Genomic DNA, 24,110 nt, shown 5'->3' with positions numbered 1-24,110 from the left:
CTCAAACATGACAGGGTCCGCCAGTGTCGCCGGTGATAATGCCGAGCAGACGCAAAAGTTCCCGAATTCGCGCTTTATCAGGGGCTTTCGCGTCTGCTCGCCGTGGTGCGGCGCCGTCGGCGATACGCGTCGTCAGCTGTGCAGATACTGCACCCGATCCTTGCTGTAGCGCGACAATGAGGCAGGATGTCAGATGCCGTCCAGGCGGGTGGCCGGGATGGCACTCTCATGCGAGGAGTCTGATGACGGAGGTCCAGCCGACGAGCCCCAACGGGGTGCGTTCCAAATACGCGCGAGTGTTGCTCAAGCTCGGCGGCGAGATGTTCGGTGGCGGCCAGGTCGGGCTGGATCCCGATGTGGTGGCACAGGTGGCCCGCCAAATCGCCGAGGTAGTGCGCGACGGCGTGCAGGTCGCGGTCGTGATCGGCGGCGGCAACTTCTTCCGTGGCGCGCAACTTCAGCAGCGTGGCATGGAGCGCACCCGTTCGGACTACATGGGGATGCTTGGGACCGTCATGAATAGTCTTGCGCTGCAGGACTTCCTCGAAAAGGAAGGCATCGTCACCCGAGTTCAGACGGCCATCACGATGGGCCAGGTCGCCGAGCCCTACCTGCCGTTGCGGGCGGTCCGCCATCTGGAGAAGGGGCGGGTGGTCATCTTCGGCGCCGGCATGGGGCTGCCGTACTTCTCGACGGACACCACGGCGGCGCAGCGGGCACTGGAGATCCGCGCGGACGTGGTTTTGATGGCCAAGGCGGTCGACGGGGTGTTTGCCGAGGATCCACGGGAGAACCCGGAAGCCGAGTTGCTCACCGCGATCAGTCACCGCGAAGTCATCGACCGCGGGCTGCGAGTGGCCGACGCCACCGCTTTCAGTCTCTGTATGGACAATGGCATGCCGATTCTGGTGTTCAACCTGCTAACCGATGGCAATATCGCCCGTGCGGTCGCTGGTGAGAAGATCGGAACGCTGGTCACTACGTGACGGGAAGACACGATGATCCGCGGCGGCGACGATGCAGAGCGATGCGATGAGGAGGAGCGGCGCAAATGATCCGCGGCGGCGACGATGCAGAGCGATGCGACCGTGCAGAGCGATGCGATGAGGAGGAGCGGCGCAAATGATCGATGAGGCTCTCTTTGACGCCGAAGAGAAAATGGAAAAGGCCGTTTCGGTGGCCCGCGACGATCTGTCGACCATCCGGACCGGTCGTGCAAACCCGGGGATGTTCTCCCGGATCACCATTGACTACTACGGCGCCCACACCCCGATAACCCAGCTGGCCAGCATCAACGTCCCCGAGGCGAGGCTGGTCGTGATCAAGCCGTACGAGGCGAATCAACTGCACGCCATCGAAACCGCGATCCGCAACTCCGACTTGGGCGTGAACCCCACCAACGACGGCACCTTGATCCGGGTGGCTGTACCTCAGCTCACCGAGGAACGCCGCCGTGAGCTGGTCAAACAGGCCAAGCACAAAGGCGAGGAAGCCCGGGTCTCGGTGCGCAATATCCGTCGCAAAGCGATGGACGAGTTGCATCGCATCCGCAAGGACGGCGAGGCCGGCGAAGACGACGTGGGCCGCGCGGAAAAAGACCTGGATAAGACCACTCACAACTACGTCAGCCAGATCGACGAGCTGGTCAAACACAAAGAAGGCGAGCTGCTGGAGGTCTAGCGCCACTCCGCAGCCAAGTCCGTTTACGCCCGTGGCCACCACCGATGCCGGTACCGGCAGTCCGCCCGACGAACCAGCGCCGGGAGACGATCAGATCGCGCCGGAGCCGGCCAAGAAGACGTCGCGCGCGGGACGCAATCTACCCGCCGCAATTGTGGTGGGGGCGGGTATCGGCGGCCTTCTCATCGCGATTCTGTTGTTGGTTCCGCGCTGGTGGGTGGTCCTGTGTTCCGGGGCCATTCTGGTTGCCAGCCATGAGGTGGTCCGGCGACTGCGTGAAGCCGGATATGTGATTCCGGTGGTTCCGCTGTTGGTCGGCGGCCAGGTCACAGTCTGGCTGACCTGGTGGCACCGCGAAGTCGGCGCGCTGGCGGGCTTCGGCGCCACGGTGGTGGTCTGCATGATCTGGCGCCTGCTGATGCCCGACAAGCAGGATTCCGCCGCGGGCTCGGCGCCGTCTTCGAGCTATCTGCGCGACGCGTCGGCCACGGTGTTCCTGGCGGCGTGGGTCCCGCTGTTCGGCTCGTTCGCCGCGATGCTCGTGTACCCGAAAGACGGATGGGCGCGGGTGTTCTGCCTGATGATCGCGGTGGTCTCGTCCGACGTGGGCGGCTACGCCGTGGGAGTGCTCATCGGCAAGCATCCGATGGTTCCCAAGATCAGCCCGAAGAAGTCCTGGGAGGGATTCGCCGGTTCACTGGTCTGCGGGATCACCGCAACGATCCTGACCGGCAAGTTTCTGGCGCACCAACCGCTGTGGGTAGGTGCTCTGCTGGGTCTGGTGCTGGTGCTCACCTGCACGCTCGGCGATCTGGTGGAGTCCCAGGTCAAGCGCGACCTCGGGATCAAGGACATGGGTCGGCTGCTGCCGGGGCACGGCGGTCTGATGGACCGGCTGGATGGGTTGCTTCCCTCGGCGGTGGCGGCCTGGACCGTGTTCACGCTGCTCCCGTAAAGGGTTGGCCATGACTTGACCGATACTGGACAGGTAATGGTCCAGGAATTGATATTCGATGCGCCGAGTCGAGGCAGGCCGCCTCGGCACTTGGCCGACCTCGATGCGGCGGGCCGCGCGTCCGCCGTCGCGGAGCTGGGCTTGCCGGCGTTTCGGGCCAAACAGCTCGCGCACCACTACTACGACCGGCTCACCGCTGACCCGCGGCAGATGACCGACCTTCCCGCCGACGTCCGCGACCGCGTCGCCGAGACGATGTTCCCCACTCTGCTCACCCCGGCCACCGAAGTCACCTGTGATGCCGGGCAGACTCGAAAGACGTTGTGGCGAGCCGTAAACGACCCTGCTGGCACCACTTTCGAATCGGTGCTGATGCGCTACCCGCAGCGCAACACGGTCTGCATTTCCTCGCAAGCGGGCTGCGGGATGGCCTGCCCCTTCTGCGCCACCGGTCAGGGCGGATTGAACCGCAACCTGTCGACCGCGGAGATTCTCGAGCAGGTGCGTGCAGCCGCTGCGGCGCTGCGCGACGACTTCGATGACCGGCTGTCCAACGTGGTTTTCATGGGCATGGGGGAGCCGCTGGCCAACTATTCCAGGGTGTTGGCCGCGGTCCGGCGCATCACCGAGCGTTCCGGTTTCGGAATCTCGGCCCGTTCGGTGACTGTGTCGACAGTGGGTCTGGCCCCGGCGATTCGCAAGCTCGCGGACGAGCGGATGGGGGTGACGCTGGCGTTGTCGCTGCATGCGCCCGACGACGAGCTGCGCGACACGTTGGTGCCGGTCAACAACCGGTGGAAGATCAGCGAAGCCTTGGACGCCGCGCGCTACTACGCCGAGGTGACCGGTCGGCGGATATCCGTCGAGTACGCGCTGATCCGCGACGTCAATGACCAACCATGGCGGGCCGACTTGCTCGGTACCCGGTTGCATCGGGTGTTCGGGCCGTTGGTGCATGTGAACCTGATCCCGCTCAATCCGACTCCGGGCAGCGACTGGGACGCCAGCCCGAAAACAGTAGAGCGCGAATTTGTCCGGCGGGTTCGGTCGAAGGGGGTGTCGTGCACCGTGCGCGACACGCGCGGCCGCGAAATCAGTGCCGCCTGCGGACAGCTGGCCGCCGAAGGCGGGTGAGCTGGAGCGCAGGCAATCCAGCCACAGCCTGCGGACAGCTGGCCGCCGAAGGCGGGTGACCTGGACCACCGAAGACGGGTGAACCGGAGCGGTGGCCGTCACGTCTTCTAGGCATAACACCAGCAACTAAGGTAGGTCATGATCCTTCGCCCGATCTCTGCGCTCAAACTGTTTGCTGCGGGGCTTTTCGCGGTCGCTCTGATACTTGGCGGGCTGGCCAGTGGGCCGCGCGCGGCGGCCTCGGATGAACGTCTGCAGTTCACCGCAACCACGCTCAGCGGGACGCCGTTCAGCGGCGCCGCCTTACAGGGCAAGCCGGCGGTGCTGTGGTTCTGGACGCCGTGGTGCCCGTTCTGCAATGCCGAAGCCCCCAGCGTCAGCCAGGTCGCGGCCGCCAACCCGGGAGTCACCTTCGTCGGTGTCGCCGCGCACTCGGATGTTGGTGCGATGCAGAACTTTGTCTCCAAGTACCACCTGAACTTCACCAACCTCAACGACGCCGACGGTTCGATCTGGGCCCGCTACAACGTGCCGTGGCAGCCGGCCTATGTCTTCTACCGGGCCGATGGCAGCTCGACGTTCGTCAACAACCCCACCTCGGCGATGTCGCAGCAGGAACTGTCCGGGCGGGTTGCGGCGCTAACCTCGTGACTCCCTGAACGCCAATGGACCAACGCCTGATCGGTCTGGCCTTCGCCGCCGGGATGGTGGCCGCGCTGAACCCATGTGGGTTTGCCATGCTGCCCGCGTACCTACTTCTGGTGGTACGCGGGCAGCACCCCGGCGAACAATCGCCGGCAGATCGGATGGCGCGGGCCCTGGCGGCCACCGTCGGCATGGCGCTCGGCTTCTTGACGGTATTCGGTCTGTTCGGGGCGCTGACGATATCCGCGGCCACGACGGTGCAGCGTTACGTGCCATACGGCACGGTGGTGATCGGTGTGGTGCTCGTCGGGCTCGGGATCTGGCTGCTGGCGGGCCGAAAGCTCGCGGGTCTGCGGCCCCTCGGCGCGCGATGGGCTCCGACGGTCCGGCTGGGCTCCATGTATGGATACGGGATCAGTTACGCGATCGCCTCGCTGTCGTGCACTATCGGACCGTTTCTCGCCGTCACGGGGGCTGGCTTGCGGGGCCGTTCGGTCGTCGGGAGCGTGTCGATCTATGTGGCCTACGTGGCCGGTCTGACCCTGGTCGTCGGGGTCCTTGCCATAGCCGCCGCCACGGCGAGTTCCGCCCTGGCCGACCGCTTGCGGCGGATGCTGCCGTTCGTCAACCGGATCGGCGGCATGCTGCTGGTGCTCGTCGGACTGTATGTGGGCTACTACGGCCTCTACGAGCTGCGCCTGTTCAGCGGGACTGCGCACGCGAACCCCCAGGATGCGGTGATCCTCGCTGCCGGACGCCTGCAAGGCGCGCTGGCCGGCTGGGTGCACTCGCACGGCGGATGGCCGTGGGCCGCGGCGCTGGGTGTGCTGGTGGCTTGCGGAGTCGCCGGTGCCTGGTTCCGACGGGCGCGGCGCGGGCCTGACGCCATCTCGCACCACCGTGACACTTGTAATGACGTCAAAGTAGTGTCACCATGACACCATGGATCTGCAACCCTATGTCGATTCCGTCCGACACGAGTTGAGCGTGGCCGCAGCGGCCGGCGGTGCCGACGCGCAGGCGCTGGCCGACCGGCTCAGTGCCCCGCTGGACTCGGCGGTCCGGCTGGCACTGCTGGAAGCGTTGTCGGCCGCTGCCGAAGAGATCACCGCCGAGCTGGCCCCCCGATCCGTGGAGGTCCGGCTGCGCGGTCGTGACCCCGAGTTTGTCGTCAGCGCCCCGCTCGACGAGGAGCCGGCCGACCAACCCGAAGACGCCAACCACCTGTTCGGTGCCCGATACGACGACGACGGCGGCACCTGGCGAGTCACCCTGCGGCTGCCCGAAGGGCTGCGGACGATCGTCGAGGGAGCCGCGCGCAACGAGGGGGCGTCGATCAACGCCTGGCTGGTGCGAGCCGCGGCGCTGGCCAGTCAGGGCGCCGGTCTTCCGGGCGGTCTTCACGGATCCGGCCACTCCGGTCGAAGCGGCGGGCGCCGCGTCACCGGCTGGGTGCGCTGACACCATCCATTTCCCGAAGACCAAGGAGACCAACGATGCCGACATTTGAGACCCCCGAACCGATCGGCGTGCGGATCGAAGCCAGTGGAGGTTCGGTGCGCCTGTTCGCGACCGAGCGCGCCGATACTGACGTCGTGGTGCGGCCCTGCGACGAAGCGTGTAGTTCCGACGTTTGGGCCGCCGAACACACCCGGGTCGACTTCCGCGACGGCAAGCTGACGATCACCGGCCCCAAACGCGGCTTGCCGCGCTTTCTCGGCGGCGACACCGACATCGAAATCGCGCTGCCAGCGGGGTCGCGGCTGCATGTGATGGTGGCGTCGGCCAGCATGCGCGCCGAGGGCGAATTCGCCGACGTGCGGTTCGCCGGCGCCAGCGGCGAAGTCGAGGTCGACACCGTTACCGGAAAGATCAAGGCCGCCAGCGGATCTGGGTCTCTCACCCTGCACGCCGTCGCAGGCAACGCCTCTGTGACAACCGCTTCGGGCAATGTGGCGATCGGCGACCTGGACGGCAATCTGAGGTTCAAGGCCGCCAGCGGCTCGCTTAGCGTCGACCGGCTGCGCGGCAGTGTGAAGGCACGCACCGCGTCGGGGTCGGTCGAAGTCGTCACGGCTATTCGGGGCGCGGTGTCGGCGCACACCAGCAGCGGCAACGTCTCGGTGGGAGTGGCTGAGGGCACCGCCGCGCAGCTGGACATCACCACCGGATCCGGCAACGTCAGCAGCAAGCTGCGGCCGGCGGACGGTCCGCAGCAGGGCGACGAAACTCTTGCCTTACAGGTGCGCAGTGCCTCCGGCGACATCAGAATTCACCGCGCCGCCGAGCCGGCGCACGAAACGATGACCGGCTGACGGCTACCTGATCCAGCCGCGCCGCCTGCCCCAGAGGTCGCGCACCAGAACGACGAGCACCAGGACGGCAAACGAGATCAGAAACCAGTCCTCGACATGGCCGCCGTGGTTGCGGCACAGCATCATCGCCAGGAGGAACCCGATGATGACGATGCCGGTGATATGCCAGGTGCGAATGTTGATTCGGCTCCATCCCCACGCTGCGGACGGCACCTCGGCGACGTCGACGCCGTCGTAGTGCTCCACCTCGGTACTGGCCACGGGATTCCTCCGGTCGGATTGGCTCCTGATAGAAGATGTCCCGACATTCTGGCATACCCGTGCGTCCGCAGCTGTGGGGACTTTGCCGGGTGACTAGCTGGGCGGCATCAGCACGGTGTCGATCATGTACACCGTTGCGTTCGCGGTCTGCACCCCTCCGCAGACCACCGATGCGTTGTTCACCTTCAACCCGTTACCCGAACCGGTCACTGTCAGTGCGGCGCCCTGCAGTGTGTTGTGTGTCCCGCCGACCTGGGCCGGGCTCAGCTGCCCCTGCACCACGTGGTAGGTCAGGATCTTGGTCAGCAGCGGCGCATCGGTTTTCAGCGAGTCGATCGTCGCCGAGTCGAGCTTGCTGAACGCCTGATCCGTGGGAGCGAATACCGTGTACTGCCCGCTGTTGAGGGTGTCCACCAGGTTCACCTGCGGGTTGAGCTTGCCAGAGATCGCCGAGGTCAACGTGGTCAGCATCGGATTGTTCGACGCCGCAACCGCAACGGGGTCGGCGGCCATCCCCGCTACCGATCCGGGCCCGTTCGGCACCTGTTGCGCGTAAGCCGCGCAGCCCGGGCCGACCAGATTGGTAGCGGGGCTGGCCCCTGCCGTCGGGACGGCGAAAACGGCGAGACCTACCGCGGCGGCCGCCGCGAAACCGGTTGCCGCGCTTACCTTCTTGGGTTTGTTGCTGTGGGTCTTCATTTTCTGTGCTCCTGAAGTAGGAATTGATTGATGACTTGAATTCGGAGCCGCATGCCCTTTGGATTGGTCGCGGCGAATTGAGTCAGCCATAGGTGAACGAATAGACCTGCAGCCCCCGGCTGGGGTGCAGCTCGAGCGTTCCTGGCAGCACCTGGTCGCCGGCCACGACTTGCCGCGATGTCGGGGGTCCGCCGACCGGTAGCGTCACCGATTTGCCGTCCCGTGTCACCGTGAGCGTTCCGGTGCCGCCGACGACGATGTAGACGTTTTTGGCGTGGAAGTTGAGCTTGACGCGGGAGTGATCGCCGTCGGCCATCGCGCCCTGGTAGTCGAGTTTCCACGGGCCGCTCAGCGCGAACGTGTCGGCCGGTTGTGCCGTGGAATAGCTGAACGTCGCAGAGCCGGTGTCGTACACCCCGTCGCCGGCGAAGTTGACCGCCTTGCCCACCCCTAGGTAGGTCTCGGGCGTCAGCCCCCCGGTGGGTGTGGTGTCCGGCGCTCCTACCGGAGGCGGCAGCTTGGCGGCCGGGTTGGCGTCGAGCAGCAACTGCCTGATCAGCCTCTCGGTGCCGTCGTAGTCGCCCTCACCGAACTTGGTATGCCGCACCGTGCCATTGGCGTCGATCAGATACTCGGCCGGCCAGTACCGGTTGCGGTAATTCGTCCAGGTTGAGTAGTTACTGTCAAGCGCGACAGGGTATTTGATGCCCAGGTCGGCGGCGCCGGCCGCTACATTGCCGGTGATCTTTTCGAATGCGTACTCGGGCGTATGCACGCCGATCACCTCGAATCCGGCGTCCTTGTAGGCCTGATACCAGCCAACGACGTGCGGGATGGCGCGTTGGCAGTTGATGCAGGAATACGCCCAGAAGTCGATCAGCACGACCCGGCCACGTAGGGATCCCAGGTCTACCGGCTTGCCGCCCGGAGTGTTCAGCCAGGCGGCGATGCTCTTGATATCGGGTGCGGGGCCGCAGTCTTGGAGCTGGGCAGCACCATCGGTGCACTTCGACAGCTGCACGTTCTGATCGTTGACGATGCCGCCGAGACGGAGGTTGTCCCGTAGCTCGTCTTGGAGTTGGTTCGAGCTCCCGAACTTCTGCTGCAACGCGCTGGTGTAGTCGGGGATCGCCCGCTGCAGCAGCGCAGGCACGTTGAACACCAGCGCCACCGCCAGCAGGATCGTCACGACCCCGGCCGCGATTCGGATCTGGCGCTGACGGCGCCGAAACGCGCTCACCCGTGCGGCCACCTGGCGGCCGGCCAGCGCGAAGACCAACAACGGCAGGGCGGCGCCGACCGCGAACGCACCGGTGAGGACGACGGTGTTGACGCCGATCGTCGCGGTGGCCCCGGCCACGATGATCGCGGCCAGCACCGGACCCGCGCACGGAACGTAGAGCACGCCCAATGCCAGGCCCAGACCGAAGCCGCCGCCGCGGGTGCTGACCTGCCTTTGCGGGATGCGGGAAAACGGCCGCTCCAGCAACTGCTCGAAGCGAGGAAAGATCAGCCCTGCACCGATCGCCACTAGCGCGACCAACGCCACCCAGCGGATCGCGTCCTGCCGTATATGCAGTAGCGACAGCAACGCCGAGCCCGCCAGGGTCACCGAGGTGAAGCTGAGGACCAGACCGGCGATCACGCGGTAGGGCCGCAGCGACGCGGACAGCGTCCGCTTCGGCCGGACCGCCACAGCGCCTTCGGATTTCGCCGGTGCAGCGGCGTCCTGCGCACCCGAGAAGAAAATGACCGGTAGGACCGGCAGGATGCACGGTGAGATTCCGGTGATGAGGCCGCCGAGGAACCCGATCAGGGCAAGGGTCAACATGTTCCCTATTCGTCGCCGTCACGGTCCCGGATTGGCCGGACCCATCGGCACTTCACAGATCCAGCGGATGACTCCAGCGCAACCGGCGGAACCGGGCGAATCCGCGGTCGGCGCTCAACCACGTTGCGTTGTTCTCCAGCGCATAAGCGGCCAGATACGCATCCGCGATGTCATTGCCGCGTGCGTCGATGTCGGCCGCGAGTTGGCGAAACAAGGTCCAGTGACGCTTGCCTGCGACAAGCCGCATGGCGGCGGGCGCCGCAAGCAGTGCATCGACGGACTCCCATGCTTCGTCGGGTCCGGTCGGCTCGGCGAAGATGCGGCGGTTGGTTATCACCCGGACGAAGCCGTCCAGCACGCTGCTCGGAAGACCAAGTGGCTCATCATCATTGGCCAGCCGCTCGATCAGACGTCGGTATGCGGAATGTTCGGGCAAGTCCGCGCGGTGCGCATAGACCAGGACGTTGACGTCAACGCAACGCATCGACGGCAACCCCGTCGTCCAGCGCCTCGGCGACAGCGGCGTTGGAGGACAGATCCACCCCCGGCCGAAGCCCGCCGCTGCCGGCCGGCCGCACCGCGTACGGCCCGGTCGTGCGCTGTTCAGCCGGATGCAGGCCGCGGCGCACCGCGTCCTCGAGGACCGAGGCCACGGTACGACCGGTCCGTGCGGCCTGCGCTTTCACCTCGCGGTAAAGGTCGTCGTCGATGCGAATCGTGGTGCGCATAGTGGCATCTTAGCGTCAGCGCTAGGCATCAAGATGCCACGCTCCCAAGGATCACCACGCCGGCTTTTCGGCGATACCCGTAGCGAAGCGGCACAATGAGTAGGTGACAAACGACCCCGGCCATCCTGGCCGCCTGCGCGTGCTGGTGCTGGGTAGCACCGGATCGATCGGCACCCAGGCGCTCGAGGTCATTGCCGCCAACCCCGACCGCTTCGAGGTGGTCGGGCTGGCCGCCGGGGGTGCGAACCTGGACACCCTGCTGCAGCAACGCGCCGAGACCGGGGTGGCCAATATCGCCATCGCCGACGAGCAAGCGGCCCGGCTGGCCGGCGATGTTCCCTATCGCGGGCCCAACGCGGCGACCCGGCTGGTCGAGGAGACCGAGGCCGACGTCGTGCTCAATGCCCTGGTAGGCGCGTTGGGGCTGCGGCCGACGCTGGCGGCGTTGCAGTCCGGTGCCCGGCTGGCCCTGGCCAACAAGGAATCGCTGATCGCGGGCGGCCCGCTGGTGCTGCAGGCGGCCCAGCCCGGCCAGATCGTGCCCGTCGACTCCGAGCACTCCGCGCTGGCCCAATGCCTGCGCGGCGGCACCCCCGGCGAGGTTGCCAAGCTGGTGCTGACCGCCTCCGGCGGGCCGTTCCGCGGCTGGTCGGCCGCCGGCCTGGATCACGTCACCCCCGAGCAGGCCGGCGCCCATCCGACCTGGTCGATGGGCCCAATGAACACGCTGAACTCGGCCTCGCTGGTCAACAAGGGGCTCGAGCTCATCGAAACCCATCTGCTGTTCGGCATCCCCTACGACCGCATCGAGGTCGTGGTGCATCCCCAGTCGATCGTCCACTCGATGGTCACGTTCATCGACGGCTCAACGATCGCCCAGGCCAGCCCGCCGGACATGAAGCTGCCCATCTCGCTGGCGCTGGGCTGGCCGCGGCGGGTAAGCGGAGCTGCTCCTGCCTGCGATTTCACTACCGCGTCGACCTGGACTTTCGAGCCGCTGGACGCCGAGGTGTTCCCCGCGGTGGATCTGGCCCGACACGCCGGTCAGGTAGGCGGTTGCATGACGGCCGTCTACAACGCGGTCAACGAAGAAGCAGCTGCGGCCTTCCTGGACGGCCGGATTGGCTTCCCCGCAATCGTCCGTACCATCGCCGACGTGCTGCACGTCGCCGACCGATGGGCCGCTGAACCCGCTACCGTGGATGACGTACTCGATGCGCAGCGCTGGGCACGTGCGCAAGCCCAGCGCGTGATCGCCACGGCAAGCTCGGCACCGGGTTCCGGGAAGGCCTCCGGAATGGTCTTAGAAAGGTCCTGACAGCGGAGATGATGTTCGTCATAGGCATTGTGCTGTTCGCACTGGCCATCCTGATCTCGGTGGCCCTGCACGAGTGCGGCCACATGTGGGCGGCGCGCGCGACCGGCATGAAGGTGCGCCGCTTTTTCGTCGGCTTTGGTCCGACATTGTGGTCGACACGCCGCGGTGAGACCGAATACGGCGTCAAAGCCGTTCCCGCCGGCGGCTTCTGTGACATCGCCGGCATGACCGCGGTCGAAGAGTTGGCGCCCGACGAAACCGACCGCGCGATGTTCAAGCAGGCGACCTGGAAGCGTGCCGTGGTGCTGTTCGCCGGACCCGGCGTGAACTTCGTCATCTGCCTGGTGCTCATCTATGCCATCGCACTGATCTGGGGGCTGCCGAACCTGCACCAGTCCACCAGGGCGGTCGTCGGCGAAACGTCTTGTGTCGCAGCGGAAACCAGCCCGGGGAAGCTGGACAAGTGTAACGGTGCGGGGCCGGCGGCGAACGCCGGAATCCGGGCAGGCGACATCGTCGTGAAGGTCGGTGACACCCCGGTAGCGACGTTCGAAGACATGGCCGCCGCGGTGCGCAAGTCGCACGGCATCGTTCCGGTCGTCGTCGAGCGCGGTGGCAGCACGATTACCACCTATGTCGACGTCACTCCCACCCAGCGCTGGGTCTCCAATGGGCAAGGTGGTCAGCCTGTGGCCGCCACGGTGGGCGCCATCGGGGTCGGCGCGCCCCGCTCGGGATTCAGCCACTACAACGCGCTCTCCGCGGTGCCCGGCACCTTCACGTTCACCGGGGACCTGTCGGTAGAGGTGGGCAAGGCGCTGATCACCATCCCGACGAAAGTCGGCGCGTTGGTGCACGCCATCGGCGGTGGCCAGCGCGATCCGCAGACGCCGATGAGCGTGGTCGGAGCCAGCATCCTCGGTGGCGACACCGTCGACCACGGCTTGTGGGTGGCGTTCTGGTTTTTCCTGGCCCAGTTGAACCTCGTTCTGGGTGCCATCAACCTGGTGCCGCTGCTGCCCTTCGACGGCGGTCACATCGCCATCGCGCTATTCGAGAAGGTCCGCAACACGATCCGGTCGGCGCGCGGCAAAGTGGCGGCCGCACCGGTGAACTACCTCAAACTCATGCCGGCGACGTATGTGGTGCTGATCTTGGTGGTCGGCTACATGCTGTTGACCGTCACCGCCGATCTGGTCAACCCGATCCGGCTCTTCCAATAAACCAGCAACCGCGGAAAGGACGACAGTGACCATTGGCCTGGGCATGCCGGCGCCGCCGGCGCCCACGCTTGCCCCGCGGCGAAAAACGCGCCAACTCATGGTCCGTGACGTCGGGGTCGGTAGCGACTATCCGATTTCGGTGCAGTCGATGTGCACCACCAAGACTCATGACATCAACTCGACGTTGCAGCAGATTGCCGAACTGACGGCGGCGGGCTGCAACATCGTCCGGGTGGCCTGCCCGCGTCAAGAGGACGCCGACGCGCTCGCCGAAATCGCCCGGCACAGCCAGATTCCCGTCATCGCCGACATCCACTTCCAGCCGAAGTACATCTTCGCCGCCATCGACGCCGGCTGCGCCGCGGTGCGGGTTAACCCCGGGAACATCAAGGAATTCGACGGCCGGGTGGGGGAGGTGGCCAAGGCCGCCGGCGAGGCCGGGATCCCGATCCGCATCGGCGTCAACGCCGGCTCGCTGGACAAGCGGTTCATGGAGAAGTACGGGAAGGCCACGCCCGAGGCGCTGGTCGAGTCCGCGCTGTGGGAGGCCTCGCTGTTCGAGGAACACGGCTTCGGCAACATCAAGATCAGCGTCAAGCACAACGACCCGGTGATCATGGTCGCCGCTTACGAGCAGCTGGCCGCGCAGTGCGACTACCCGCTGCACCTCGGCGTCACCGAGGCCGGCCCCGCATTCCAGGGCACCATCAAGTCCGCCGTCGCCTTCGGCGCGCTGCTGTCCCGCGGCATTGGCGACACCATCCGGGTGTCGCTGTCGGCGCCGCCGGTCGAAGAGGTCAAGGTCGGCAACCAGATTCTCGAGTCGCTGAATCTGCGCCCGCGCTCGCTCGAGATCGTGTCCTGCCCGTCGTGCGGTCGCGCCCAGGTCGACGTCTACACGCTGGCCAACGAGGTCAGCGCCGGACTGGACGGCCTCGAGGTGCCGCTACGGGTGGCCGTGATGGGATGTGTCGTCAACGGCCCCGGCGAAGCCCGCGAGGCCGACCTGGGCGTGGCGTCGGGTAACGGCAAGGGCCAGATCTTCGTCAAGGGCGAAGTGATCAAGACCGTGCCCGAGGCCCAGATCGTCGAGACGCTGATCGAGGAGGCCCTGCGGCTCGCCGCTGATCGCGGTCCCGACACGACAGCGAGCGGTTCGCCTATTGTGACCGTAAGCTGATAGGGACCAGCGCCCTTCCGGCGTTGTTTGTTTTGGATAGTAAGCACCACTAGAGAGTCCCGAGATGTCGGCTCCGCCCATCTTTCGCCTGGTCGGCGAGCGACGGGTGTCCGTGGTGCGTGACGCCGCCGCCGTCTGGCGGGTTTTCGACGACGACCCGGTGGGGGCGTGCATGGTCGCGGCCCGGGTCGCAGACCATGGCGTGGAACCCAACTCGATCGGCGGGGAACTGTGGACGCGGCGCGGCGCCGACGAGTCGCTGTGCTTCGCCGGTGCCAACCTCATCCCACTGCGCGGCGGATCGTCCGACCTGAACGCGTTCGCCGACGAGGCGATGAGCGGGGCGCGGCGCTGTTCGTCGCTGGTCGGCAGGGCCGAACTGGTGTTGCCGATGTGGGAACGCCTGGAGACGGGCTGGGGTCCGGCGCGCGACGTGCGCGACGACCAACCGCTGATGGCACTGGCCGCCCACCCGGACTGCGAACTCGACACCGAGGTGCGCCAGGTGCGGCCGGACGAGCTGGACGCCTACCTGGTGGCCGCCGTCGACATGTTCATCGGCGAGGTGGGCGTCGATCCGCGGATCGGCGACGGCGGGCGGGGCTACCGGCGCCGGGTGGCCAATCTCATCGCCGCCGGACGGGCGTGGGCCCGTTTCGATCACGGCGAGGTCGTCTTCAAGGCCGAAGTGGGATCGCAGTCGCCGGCCGTCGGGCAGATCCAGGGCGTCTGGGTGCATCCGCAGTGGCGTGGCCTGGGTCTGGGCACCCGCGGCACCGCAATGCTGGCCGCTGTGATCGTCGGCAGCGGGCGCATCGCGAGCTTGTACGTGAACAACTTCAACTCCGTCGCGCGTGCGGCATACGCGCGTGTCGGCTTTACCGAAGTTGGCACTTTCGCGACGGTGCTGTTGGACTGACACGGCCCTGAGGACCGATCGCTCGCATTGAGGCCCCCGCCTCGAGCGTGAGGTTGCAGTCACGTTCGGGCGCGAGCGGGACCGTGCAGTCACGTTCGCGACCTTGCGCTGTGGTCACTGAAGCCGCGCCCGCCCCGCTCGTACGCGTGCATAACGGTTGGATCTCGGTGTGTCTGCGGCGTTGCCCGGGCCACAGTTCTTAACATCAGCATCGATGGTAACTCGAACAACATTGGCACCAATGGCCGCAGGCGTGATGCTCGTCGTCGTCGTTGCCGCAGCACAGGGGTGCACGCCGCGGCCCGAGGGCCCGGGCCCGGCCGCCGAGAAGTTCTTCCGCGCGTTGTCGATCGGCGACACCGCGACCGCCGCACAGCTCAGCGACAACCCCAACGACGCACGTGAGGCGCTCAATGCGGCGTGGGCCGGCCTGCAGACGACCCACCTGGACGCGCAGGTCCTCAGCTCGAAGTACGCCGAGGACACCGGCACCGTCCGCTACCGCTTCACCTGGCACCTGCCCAAGAACCGGACCTGGTCCTACGACGGTCAGCTCAAGATGGCTCGTGACGAAGGGCGCTGGCAGGTTCGCTGGGCCGCCACCGACCTACACCCCAAGCTCGGCGAGCACCAGACCTTCGCGTTGCGGGCCGACCAGCCACGGCGCGCGTCGGTGAACGAACTCGGCGGCAGCGATGTGCTGGCGCCGGGGTACGTGTATCACTACACGCTGGACGCGGCCAAGGCAGGGCCCGCCCTGAGCGCGACGGCGCATGCCGTGGTTGACGTGCTGCGCCCGTTCAACCCGGACTTGGACGCGCTGAACGACCCGCAGCTGCTCGCCGAGCGAGCCAGCTCGGCGACCCACCCGCTGGACCTGGGGGTCACGCTGCATCCCGACAACCACGACAAGGTCGCCCCGGCCATTGACCGTCTGCCCGGCGTCGTGGTCACCCCACAACCCGAGATGCTGGCGACCGACCCGCATTTCGCGCCCGCGGTCGTCGCCGAGGTGAAGAAGTCCGTGACCGACCGCCTCGACGGCCAGGCCGGCTGGCGGGTGGTCAGCGTCAACCAGAACGGCGTCGACGTCGAAGTGCTGCACGAGGTCGAAGGATTGCCGGCACCGGCGGTCTCGATCACCCTGGACCGGATCGTGCAGAACGCCGCCCAGCACGCCGTGGACACCCGGGGCGGCAAGGCGATGCTGGTCGTGATCAAACCGTCGACTGGGGAGATTCTCGCGATCGCCCAGAACGCGGGGGCAAACGCCGAGGGGCTGCTCGCCACCACCGGCCTGTTCCCGCCCGGGTCGACGTTCAAGATGGTCACGGCCGGCGCGGCCATCGACCGCGACATGGCCACTCCCAACACGATGCTGGGCTGTCCGGGTCGCATCGACATCGGACACCGCACCATCCCCAATTACGGCGGCTTCGACCTGGGCGTGGTCCCCATGTCACGGGCGTTCGCCAGCTCGTGTAACACCACGTTCGCCGAACTGAGCAGCCGGATGCCGCCCCGCGGTCTGACGCAGGCGGCCAGCCGGTACGGGATCGGCCTGGACTATCAGGTCGACGGCATCACCACGGTGACCGGTTCGGTGCCGCCGACGGTTGACCTGGCCGAACGCACCGAGGACGGCTTCGGCCAGGGCAAGGTGCTGGCCAGCCCGTTCGGCATGGCCCTGGTGGCGGCCACGGTCGCGGTCGGGAAAACGCCGGTGCCGCAACTCATCGCCGGCCACCCGACGACGGTCGAAGGCGACAACGCACCGGTCCCCGCGAAGGTCATCGACGCACTGCGGCCGATGATGCGGCTGGTGGTGACCAACGGGACCGCCAAAGAGATCGCGAACTGCTGCGGCGAGGTGTTCGGTAAAACCGGTGAGGCCGAGTTCGCGGGCGGCTCGCATTCCTGGTTCGCCGGGTATCGCGGCGATCTCGCGTTCGCATCGCTGATCGTCGCGGGTGGCAGCTCGGAATATGCGGTCCGGATGACGAAGGTGATGTTCGAGTCGCTGCCCCCGGGCTACCTGGCTTAGCGGCGGACTGGTCGCCAACAGCGGTAAGTTGCGAGGGTGGGCGCTTCACGCCCGTCAAGCGACGGCAGAACAGGTCAGGAAAGGCCATGACGGATTCCGGCGGGGACATGGTGTCTCCGACGTCACTGCGGGTCTCCGACGCCGATCGCAACGGCACCATGCGGCGACTGCACAATGCCGTCGCGCTCGGGCTGATCGACATCGACGAGTTCGAACAGCGCTCGTCCCGCGTGTCCTACGCGCGCACCCGAAGTGAGCTGGACGGGCTTGTCGACGACCTGCCCGGACCTGGCGCGATCGTCACATCCGCGGCTGACCGGGTGGAACTGCGTGGCTGGGCCGGGTCGCTGAAGCGGCACGGCGAATGGACCGTGCCCACCCATCTGGCGCTGGTGCGCCGGGTGGGGTCGATCGAACTCGACCTCACCAAGGCCCGCTTCGCGGGGCCGGTCGTGGTCATCGAACTCGACATGAAGTTCGGTTCGCTGGACCTTCGGTTGCCGGACGGCGCCAGCGCCTCGATCGACAATGTCGAGGTTTACGTGGGCAGCGCCAGCGACCGCCGCAAAGACGCCCCGGCCGAGGGCACTCCGCATGTGGTGCTGATCGGCCGGGTGGTGTGCGGCTCGGTGATCATCCGTGGTCGGCGCCGCACGCTGCTGCGTCGGCAATTGCCCTGATTGCTTGGTTGTCGGCGGGGTCTGGCTAAAACCTGTCGAACAATTGCTGCGGTCGAGTCGTCGGAGCAGGAGGGCGGTTTGGCTGCGTAGAGGTATGTGCGAGACCGCTGCGGTGGGCATGGCCGGCTACGCCGGCGCGGGTGGGCGATTACGGACCCGGAGATGGGCGCCCAGGCGGTGTCAGACGGGTCGGAGTTGTAGCCGCGCGGGCCGTGCTGGTCGGGTGTTTGTCGGTGGGCGGTGAGATACTGACCGCTGAGATGAGTCGGCACACCACTTTTCGCTTCTGCCTGGACCCGACGGTCGAGCAGTGCGCCGCGCTCGCACGGCATGCTGGGGCGTCGCGGTTCGCGTTGAACCAGTGTCTGCGGATTGTCAAGTCCGCGCTCACCCAACGTATAACCGACCCGGATATCGAGGTGCCGTGGACGGGGTTTGATCTGATTAACGCGTTTAACGCGTGGAAGAAAACCGGCGACGCGGGCCGGGTCTTTACCGTCGATACCGAGGGTGGCACCGAGGTCGTGGTGACCGGCTTGGCGTGGCGGACCGAGGTGTGTCAGCAGGTGTTCGAGGAAGCTGCCGTAGACCTGGGCAAAGGGTTGAAAGCCTGGTCGGATTCGCGGGCGGGTAAACGCCAGGGCAAACCCGTCGGCTTCCCGAAGTTCAAGAAGAAAACTGATGCGAGGCCGTCGTTTCGGCTGCGCAACAAGCACCCCAAGGATCGCCCCTCGGCGATGCGCCTCGGCGACAACGACCGGCCGCGCTCGATCACCCTGCCCGGCATCGGGCAGATAGGGGTGCATGATGACACCCGCCGGCTGCGGCGCATGCTCACCAAGGGCCGAGCCAAGATTCTGTTCGCCACCGTGAGTCAGCACGCGGGCCGCTGGTGGGTATCGCTGAACGTCGAAGCCGCCGAGCTGCACCCGGCCCACCGGCACCCGAAGCGCGCTGACGGTGACCGGGATGGGTGGGTCGGTGTGGACCGGGGCCTGTCGGCGTTTGCGGTCGCCGCCACCAGCGACGGCCGAGAGGTCGTCCGCATCACCGATGCACCCAAGGCCCTGGCCGCCGGAATGTCCAAGCAACGGCGGCTAGCCAAAGCGTTGTCCCGCAAGCAGAGAGGATCGGCAAACCGTCGTGACGCCGCCGCCAAACTGGGCCGTCACCATCACCATGTCGCCAACATCCGCCGCCATTTCCTGCACCAAGTCTCCAACGCGCTGGTCAAGACCCACGACCGGCTGGTGATCGAGAACCTGCACGTGTCCGGGATGCTGGCCAACCACCGCCTGGCTCGGGCTATTTCGGATGCGGGCTGGGCCGAGTTCGCCCGGCTGTTGACCTACAAACAGACCTGGCGCGGCGGCGAGGTCGTCGTCGCCGATCGGTGGTATCCCTCCAGTCGGCTCTGCCCGGATTGCGGCGCGATTCGCCGAGATTTGACGTTGGCCGATCGGGTGTTCACCTGCGGTTGCGGGCATTGCGCCGATCGCGACACCAACGCGGCGATCAACCTGGCCCGCTGGGCCGTGACCCAGCACCATGTCTTACCAGATCCCCGGACCCCCAAGCAGCGGGGCCGGGCCACCAACGCCCGCCGACGGGACGGCGCTGACCAGCACCCCTCGTGTGCCGGTGAAACCAGCCCGGTTGAAGCGGGAACCGACGTTCACACCGCACCGGCGGCCTGAACCGACGATCGCCCGAGAACGGCGGTGCCGAACAATTGGAATCGTTCGACACGCTTTAAGCTAACGTCATGCCTGCCCGCACCGCGCTGTCTCCCGGCGAGCTGTCCCCGACGCTGCCGGTACCCAAGTCGATCGCGCGGCCGGAATACGTCGGCAAGTCCACCGCTCAAGAGGGCACCGAGCCGTGGGTGCAGACACCGGAAGTGATCGAGAAGATGCGCGTCGCCGGCCGGATCGCGGCCGGGGCGCTGGAAGAAGCCGGAAAAGCCGTCGCACCCGGGGTGACGACCGACGAACTGGACCGAATCGCGCACGAGTACATGGTCGACCACGGCGCCTATCCATCAACGCTGGGCTACAAGGGATTTCCGAAATCGTGCTGCACGTCGCTCAACGAGGTCATCTGCCATGGAATCCCCGACTCGACGGTGATCGCCGACGGTGACATCGTCAACATCGACGTCACCGCCTACATCGACGGCGTGCACGGCGACACCAACGCGACGTTCCTGGCCGGCGATGTCTCCGAAGAACACCGGCTGCTGGTCGAGCGGACCCGGGAGGCGACGATGCGTGCAATCAACGCCGTCAAGCCCGGACGCGCGTTGTCTGTGGTCGGCCGCGTCATCGAGTCGTACGCAAACCGGTTCGGGTACAACGTGGTTCGTGACTTCACCGGACACGGCATCGGCACCACTTTCCACAACGGGCTGGTCGTCTTGCACTACGACCAGCCCGCGGTCGACACGGTCATGCAGCCAGGGATAACGTTCACCATCGAGCCGATGATCAACTTGGGCGCGCTGGATTACGAGATCTGGCCCGACGGTTGGACAGTGGTCACCAAGGACCGCAAGTGGACCGCACAGTTCGAGCACACCTTGCTGGTCACCGACGCCGGCGCTGAGATCCTCACATGTCTCTAGCGCGAGCAGACACAAAAGCCCCCATTTCCGGCCGAAAATGGGGGCTTTTGCGTCTTCTCGCGACAACACGGTGAGTGGTGCGCTGCTGGTGGCGGGCACCAGCTCCGACGCGGGGAAATCCGTCATAGTCGCGGGTCTGTGCAGGCTGCTGGCACGCCGCGGGGTCCGGGTCGCGCCGTTCAAGGCGCAGAACATGTCCAACAATTCCGCGGTCACCGTCGGAGGCGGCGAGATAGGCCGGGCTCAGGCGATTCAAGCCCGGGCGGCGGGTCTGGAACCCAGCGTGCGGTTCAACCCGATCCTGCTCAAACCGGGCAGCGACCAGACGTCGCAGCTGGTAATCCGCGGCCAGGTCGTCGACACCGTCTCTGCGGCAAGTTACTTCACGCATCGAGACCGGCTCGCCGACCTCGCCGACCTCATAGCCAACGAATTATCCTGCTTGCGGGGCGAATTCGATGCGGTCATCTGCGAGGGCGCCGGATCGCCGGCTGAAATAAACCTGCGGGCAACCGATGTGGCGAACATGGGGCTGGCCAGGGCCGCGAACCTGCCCGTGGTGCTGGTCGGCGACATTGACCGCGGCGGCCTGCTGGCGCATCTGTTCGGGACGCTCGCCGTGCTCGACCCCGACGATCAGGCGCATATCGCCGGCTTCATCGTCAACAAATTCCGCGGCGATCCGGCGCTGCTGGAACCCGGGCTGCAACAGCTGTTGAGCATGACCGGCCGCCCCACCTATGGCGTGCTGCCCTACGCCGACCAACTCTGGCTCGACGCCGAGGATTCGCTGTCGGTGGTTGCCCACCGGGTTGTCGGCACCCCGGCACCGCCGTTGGGCGAACAATGGCTACGGGTGGCCGCGGTCCGGCTGCCGCGAATTTCCAACTCCACCGATGTCGAAGCGCTGGCCTGCGAGCCCGGCGTGCTGGTGCGCTGGATCACCGCCCCCGCCGATTTGGCCGACGTCGACCTGATCGTGCTTCCGGGCAGCAAGGCGACGGTCGCCGACCTCGCCTGGTTGCGAGATCGCGGGCTGGCCAGCGGTATCACCCATCACGCACGGGCCGGCAAACCCGTGCTGGGTCTCTGCGGTGGGTTCCAGATGCTGTGCCGGTCCGTCGAGGACGGCGTCGAATCCGGGGTCGGGCAAGCCAAGGGGCTGGGGCTGTTGGACGCCGACATCGTCTTCGCCGCGGACAAGGTGCTGCGCCGCTGGCGGTCGCCGTTGAGTGGCTATGAGATTCACCATGGGCGCGTGGCCCGGTGCGCCGAGACGGCATGGTTCGCCGGCGACGGTGAAGTCGACGCCAAACCGGAGGGGACGCAAAGGGAGCCGTCGGGCATCGTGCGCGGCGCGGTGTTCGGCACCCACTGGCACGGCCTGCTCGACAACGACGACTTCCGTCGCGACTGGCTCACCCGCGTCGCAGCCGCGGCGGGACGAAGTGGATTCGTTGTCGCCCCCGACGTGAACGTCGCCGCGCGGCGCGACGCCCAACTGGACCTGATGGCTGACCTGTTGACGTCGCATCTCGACGTCGACGCTGTCCTCGGCCTGCTCGAAAGGCCACCGCCGCATCGTCCGTACATTGCCAGCGAGCTGCGCCGCTAGCGACCTACCGTAATGAGTTGCACGACAAGGATTTCACCGAGCTGAGTCATTGACCTGCAGCAGTCGGCGCGGCATTGCCGGCCCGCTAATGCCGGGCTTTGCAACCCTGACAAACCCCTGAGAACCCACAGAAACGCCGCGCTCGTTGCCCGATTCGCTGTAACGTGCGGAAATGCCCTCGATGATGACTACGCTCGACGGCTTTCCTGTCCAAGTGGCCGTAACCGGTCCCGAGAAGGGTGTCGTCGTCGTCATTCTGGGCGCCGAGGAACGCGCGCCCGCCGCGTATGACACGGTGTGCGACCGGCTGCATACGGCGTCGATTCGCACGGTCGTCATCGGCCCCGAACCGCGACTCACCCCCAAGTCGGTGATCGGCATCCTGGACTCCCTGAGGATCGGGTGGGCGGTGGTCGTCGGCGACCGCACCGGCGGTGAACTGGCCTGGGAGCTGGCGGCGACCAGGCTGGGCCGGTTCGTCGCGCTGGTGGCCATCGACCGCGGACATCCGTGCGTCGCCGACTCCGACGGCGTGGTGCAAGACGCAGACTGCCCCCCGGTCGAGATCAGCACCACAGTCCTGGTGAGTTCCTCTGCCGCGCGGGCGGTGGCCCGCGACAGCCAGCGATTCGTCTACGCCGACTACCGCATCGTGGACCTCCTTGGGCGGCGCAGCGCCCAGGAGTCGACCGCCCAGCTGGCCGCCGAGATCGTCTTGCGCACCAGCACCTGGTAGCGCGCTCAACCGGTAACGGCGGGGATGGTCCCGATGGTTGACTTGACGTCATGATCGGGGAGAAAGCGCTGTGACCGGCTCGGGTTCTGCGTTGTTGTCGTGGGCCGACCTGGAACGACTGGTCGAGGCCGGCGATGTCGACACCGTCATCGTGGCGTTCACCGACATGCAGGGCCGCCTCGCCGGCAAGCGGGTGTCGGCCCGGCTTTTCATCGACGAAATGGCCGAGCACGGCGCCGAGTGCTGTAGTTACCTGCTGGCTGTCGACGTCGACATGAACACCGTGACCGGTTACACGATGTCGAGCTGGGACACCGGCTACGGCGACATGGTGATGACGCCCGACCTCACCACGTTTCGGCTCATCCCCTGGCTGCCCGGCACGGCGCTGGTGATCGCCGATCTGGGCTGGGCCGACGGCAGCGCCGTCCCCGTCTCACCCCGGGCAATCCTGCGCCGCCAGCTGGACCGGCTCAAGGAGCGGGGGCTGACCGCCGATGTCGCCACCGAGCTGGAGTTCATCGTCTTCGACCAGTCCTATCGCGAGGCGTGGGCCGGCGGCTACCGCGGCCTGACCCCGGCCAGCGACTACAACATCGACTACGCCATCTTGGCCTCGTCGCGGATGGAGCCGCTGTTGCGCGACATCCGGCTGGGTATGCAGGGCGCGGGCCTGCGGTTCGAGGCCGTCAAGGGTGAATGCAACCGGGGCCAGCAGGAGATCGGGTTCCGGTACGACGATGCTCTGGTCACCTGCGACAACCATGCCGTCTACAAGAACGGCGCCAAGGAGATCGCCGACCAGCACGGGAAAAGCCTCACCTTCATGGCCAAATACGATGAGCGCGAAGGCAACAGCTGTCACATCCACCTCTCGCTACGCGGCCGCGATGGCGCCAGAAATGCCGTGTTTGCCCACGGCAGCGGGGAGCACGGCATGTCGTCGTTGTTCCGCCGGTTCGTCGCCGGCCAATTGGCCACGCTGCGCGAGCTCACCTTGTTCTTCGCTCCGAACATCAACTCCTACAAGCGCTTTGCCGACGGCAGCTTCGCACCCACGGCGGTGGCCTGGGGGCTGGACAACCGCACCTGTGCCTTGCGGGTGGTGGGGCACGGACGCAATATCCGCGTCGAATGCCGGGTCCCGGGCGGCGATGTCAACCAGTACCTCGCGGTGGCGGCGCTGATCGCGGGAGGGCTGTACGGTATCGAGCAGGACCTCGAGCTTCCCCCGCCGTACGCCGGCAATGCTTACCAGGCTGACGGAGCCTCCGAGATCGAGCGGCTACCCGCAACATTGGCCGAGGCCGCCGCGCTGTTCGAGGCTTCGGCCGTGGCGCGGGAGGCGTTCGGCGACGACGTCGTCGCGCACTACCTGAACAACGCGCGGGTGGAGCTGACGGCGTTCAACGCGGCGGTCACCGACTGGGAGAGGATGCGCGGCTTTGAACGTCTCTAGGCCCGATGGTGGCGACCCGCTGCGCCCGGCTGCGCCGCGCTTGCGATCGCCACTGGCCGATGGTG

At 66.7% G+C, this 24,110-nt stretch carries 24 protein-coding genes; 19 read left to right on the top strand and 5 right to left on the bottom strand.

The features are described from left to right. The first annotated feature begins 242 nt into the window (after positions 1-242). From pyrH to AC5Y21_RS20030, 8 genes are all read left to right on the top strand, one after another. The gene (gene pyrH, locus AC5Y21_RS20065; RefSeq protein WP_499914955.1) at positions 243-986 is read left to right on the top strand and encodes a UMP kinase; all 744 of its coding nucleotides are present in this window, start codon (positions 243-245) and stop codon (positions 984-986) included. A 136-nt stretch (positions 987-1,122) separates the two neighbouring features. After that, positions 1,123-1,680 (top strand): ribosome recycling factor, encoded by a 558-nt coding sequence (gene frr, locus AC5Y21_RS20060; RefSeq protein ID WP_499914954.1) that lies wholly within the window; start codon positions 1,123-1,125, stop codon positions 1,678-1,680. Between the two features lie 31 nt (positions 1,681-1,711). Next, entirely contained in the window at positions 1,712-2,635 is a 924-nt protein-coding gene (locus AC5Y21_RS20055; protein WP_499914953.1) for a phosphatidate cytidylyltransferase, read from the top strand. 36 nt (positions 2,636-2,671) lie between these two features. Beyond that, positions 2,672-3,769 (top strand): dual-specificity RNA methyltransferase RlmN, encoded by a 1,098-nt coding sequence (gene rlmN / locus AC5Y21_RS20050; protein ID WP_499914995.1) that lies wholly within the window; start codon positions 2,672-2,674, stop codon positions 3,767-3,769. Between the two features lie 138 nt (positions 3,770-3,907). Beyond that, positions 3,908-4,420 carry a disulfide bond-forming protein DsbE gene (gene dsbE / locus AC5Y21_RS20045; RefSeq protein WP_499914952.1) on the top strand — a complete coding sequence of 171 codons (513 nt, stop codon included), beginning with the start codon at positions 3,908-3,910 and terminating at the stop codon, positions 4,418-4,420. A 14-nt stretch (positions 4,421-4,434) separates the two neighbouring features. Further along, the gene (locus AC5Y21_RS20040) at positions 4,435-5,352 is read left to right on the top strand and encodes a cytochrome c biogenesis CcdA family protein (RefSeq protein WP_499914951.1); all 918 of its coding nucleotides are present in this window, start codon (positions 4,435-4,437) and stop codon (positions 5,350-5,352) included. A 4-nt stretch (positions 5,353-5,356) separates the two neighbouring features. After that, entirely contained in the window at positions 5,357-5,875 is a 519-nt protein-coding gene (locus AC5Y21_RS20035) for a histidine kinase (RefSeq protein ID WP_499914950.1), read from the top strand. A gap of 35 nt (positions 5,876-5,910) precedes the next feature. Then, complete coding sequence (locus tag AC5Y21_RS20030) at positions 5,911-6,729, top strand: DUF4097 family beta strand repeat-containing protein (protein ID WP_499914949.1); 819 nt, start codon at positions 5,911-5,913, stop codon at positions 6,727-6,729. A gap of 3 nt (positions 6,730-6,732) precedes the next feature. Here the strand turns inward: AC5Y21_RS20030 and AC5Y21_RS20025 are convergent, their stop codons facing one another. The 5 genes from AC5Y21_RS20025 to AC5Y21_RS20005 form a co-directional block, all read right to left on the bottom strand. After that, complete coding sequence (locus AC5Y21_RS20025; protein ID WP_499914948.1) at positions 6,733-6,990, bottom strand: DUF2631 domain-containing protein; 258 nt, start codon at positions 6,988-6,990, stop codon at positions 6,733-6,735. Between the two features lie 93 nt (positions 6,991-7,083). Further along, positions 7,084-7,689 (bottom strand): fasciclin domain-containing protein, encoded by a 606-nt coding sequence (locus AC5Y21_RS20020; RefSeq protein ID WP_499914947.1) that lies wholly within the window; start codon positions 7,687-7,689, stop codon positions 7,084-7,086. An 82-nt stretch (positions 7,690-7,771) separates the two neighbouring features. After that, positions 7,772-9,520: a cytochrome c biogenesis protein DipZ gene (locus AC5Y21_RS20015; RefSeq protein ID WP_499914946.1), complete on the bottom strand. Its 1,749-nt coding sequence runs from the start codon at positions 9,518-9,520 to the stop codon at positions 7,772-7,774. A gap of 52 nt (positions 9,521-9,572) precedes the next feature. Beyond that, positions 9,573-10,004: a type II toxin-antitoxin system VapC family toxin gene (locus tag AC5Y21_RS20010; protein ID WP_499914945.1), complete on the bottom strand. Its 432-nt coding sequence runs from the start codon at positions 10,002-10,004 to the stop codon at positions 9,573-9,575. Continuing rightward, entirely contained in the window at positions 9,991-10,248 is a 258-nt protein-coding gene (locus AC5Y21_RS20005) for a ribbon-helix-helix protein, CopG family (protein ID WP_499914944.1), read from the bottom strand. Before AC5Y21_RS20005 ends, AC5Y21_RS20010 begins: the two co-directional genes overlap by 14 nt. 103 nt (positions 10,249-10,351) lie before the next feature. On the opposite strand from AC5Y21_RS20005, the gene dxr reads away from it, so the two are divergent. The 11 genes from dxr to AC5Y21_RS19950 all read left to right on the top strand — a co-directional run bounded on the left by dxr (position 10,352) and on the right by AC5Y21_RS19950 (position 24,045). Beyond that, entirely contained in the window at positions 10,352-11,566 is a 1,215-nt protein-coding gene (gene dxr / locus AC5Y21_RS20000) for a 1-deoxy-D-xylulose-5-phosphate reductoisomerase (protein ID WP_499914943.1), read from the top strand. Positions 11,567-11,574: 8 nt separating this feature from the next. Next, complete coding sequence (locus AC5Y21_RS19995; RefSeq protein WP_499914942.1) at positions 11,575-12,789, top strand: M50 family metallopeptidase; 1,215 nt, start codon at positions 11,575-11,577, stop codon at positions 12,787-12,789. A gap of 25 nt (positions 12,790-12,814) precedes the next feature. Then, positions 12,815-13,969, top strand: a complete 1,155-nt coding sequence (ispG, locus tag AC5Y21_RS19990; RefSeq protein ID WP_499914941.1) for a flavodoxin-dependent (E)-4-hydroxy-3-methylbut-2-enyl-diphosphate synthase — start codon at positions 12,815-12,817, stop codon at positions 13,967-13,969. A gap of 64 nt (positions 13,970-14,033) precedes the next feature. Further along, positions 14,034-14,888: a GNAT family N-acetyltransferase gene (locus AC5Y21_RS19985; RefSeq protein WP_499914940.1), complete on the top strand. Its 855-nt coding sequence runs from the start codon at positions 14,034-14,036 to the stop codon at positions 14,886-14,888. A 214-nt stretch (positions 14,889-15,102) separates the two neighbouring features. After that, complete coding sequence (locus AC5Y21_RS19980) at positions 15,103-16,932, top strand: penicillin-binding transpeptidase domain-containing protein (protein ID WP_499914939.1); 1,830 nt, start codon at positions 15,103-15,105, stop codon at positions 16,930-16,932. Positions 16,933-17,018: 86 nt separating this feature from the next. Continuing rightward, positions 17,019-17,612, top strand: a complete 594-nt coding sequence (locus tag AC5Y21_RS19975) for a DUF1707 SHOCT-like domain-containing protein (protein ID WP_499914938.1) — start codon at positions 17,019-17,021, stop codon at positions 17,610-17,612. 233 nt (positions 17,613-17,845) lie between these two features. Further along, the gene (locus tag AC5Y21_RS19970) at positions 17,846-19,309 is read left to right on the top strand and encodes an RNA-guided endonuclease InsQ/TnpB family protein (protein WP_499914937.1); all 1,464 of its coding nucleotides are present in this window, start codon (positions 17,846-17,848) and stop codon (positions 19,307-19,309) included. 68 nt (positions 19,310-19,377) lie between these two features. After that, the gene (gene map / locus AC5Y21_RS19965; protein ID WP_499914936.1) at positions 19,378-20,235 is read left to right on the top strand and encodes a type I methionyl aminopeptidase; all 858 of its coding nucleotides are present in this window, start codon (positions 19,378-19,380) and stop codon (positions 20,233-20,235) included. Positions 20,236-20,305: 70 nt separating this feature from the next. Continuing rightward, positions 20,306-21,850: a cobyric acid synthase gene (locus AC5Y21_RS19960; protein WP_499914935.1), complete on the top strand. Its 1,545-nt coding sequence runs from the start codon at positions 20,306-20,308 to the stop codon at positions 21,848-21,850. Between the two features lie 172 nt (positions 21,851-22,022). Beyond that, on the top strand, positions 22,023-22,586 hold the full coding sequence (locus AC5Y21_RS19955) for an alpha/beta hydrolase (protein ID WP_499914934.1): 564 nt from the start codon (positions 22,023-22,025) through the stop codon (positions 22,584-22,586). Positions 22,587-22,656: 70 nt separating this feature from the next. Beyond that, positions 22,657-24,045 carry a glutamine synthetase family protein gene (locus AC5Y21_RS19950; protein ID WP_499914933.1) on the top strand — a complete coding sequence of 463 codons (1,389 nt, stop codon included), beginning with the start codon at positions 22,657-22,659 and terminating at the stop codon, positions 24,043-24,045. Positions 24,046-24,110 lie beyond the last annotated feature (65 nt).

Source organism: Mycobacterium sp. NGS41, assembly GCF_059812725.1.
Note: the sequence above shows the minus strand (reverse complement) of the source record. Positions and strands in the feature narration are given on the sequence as shown.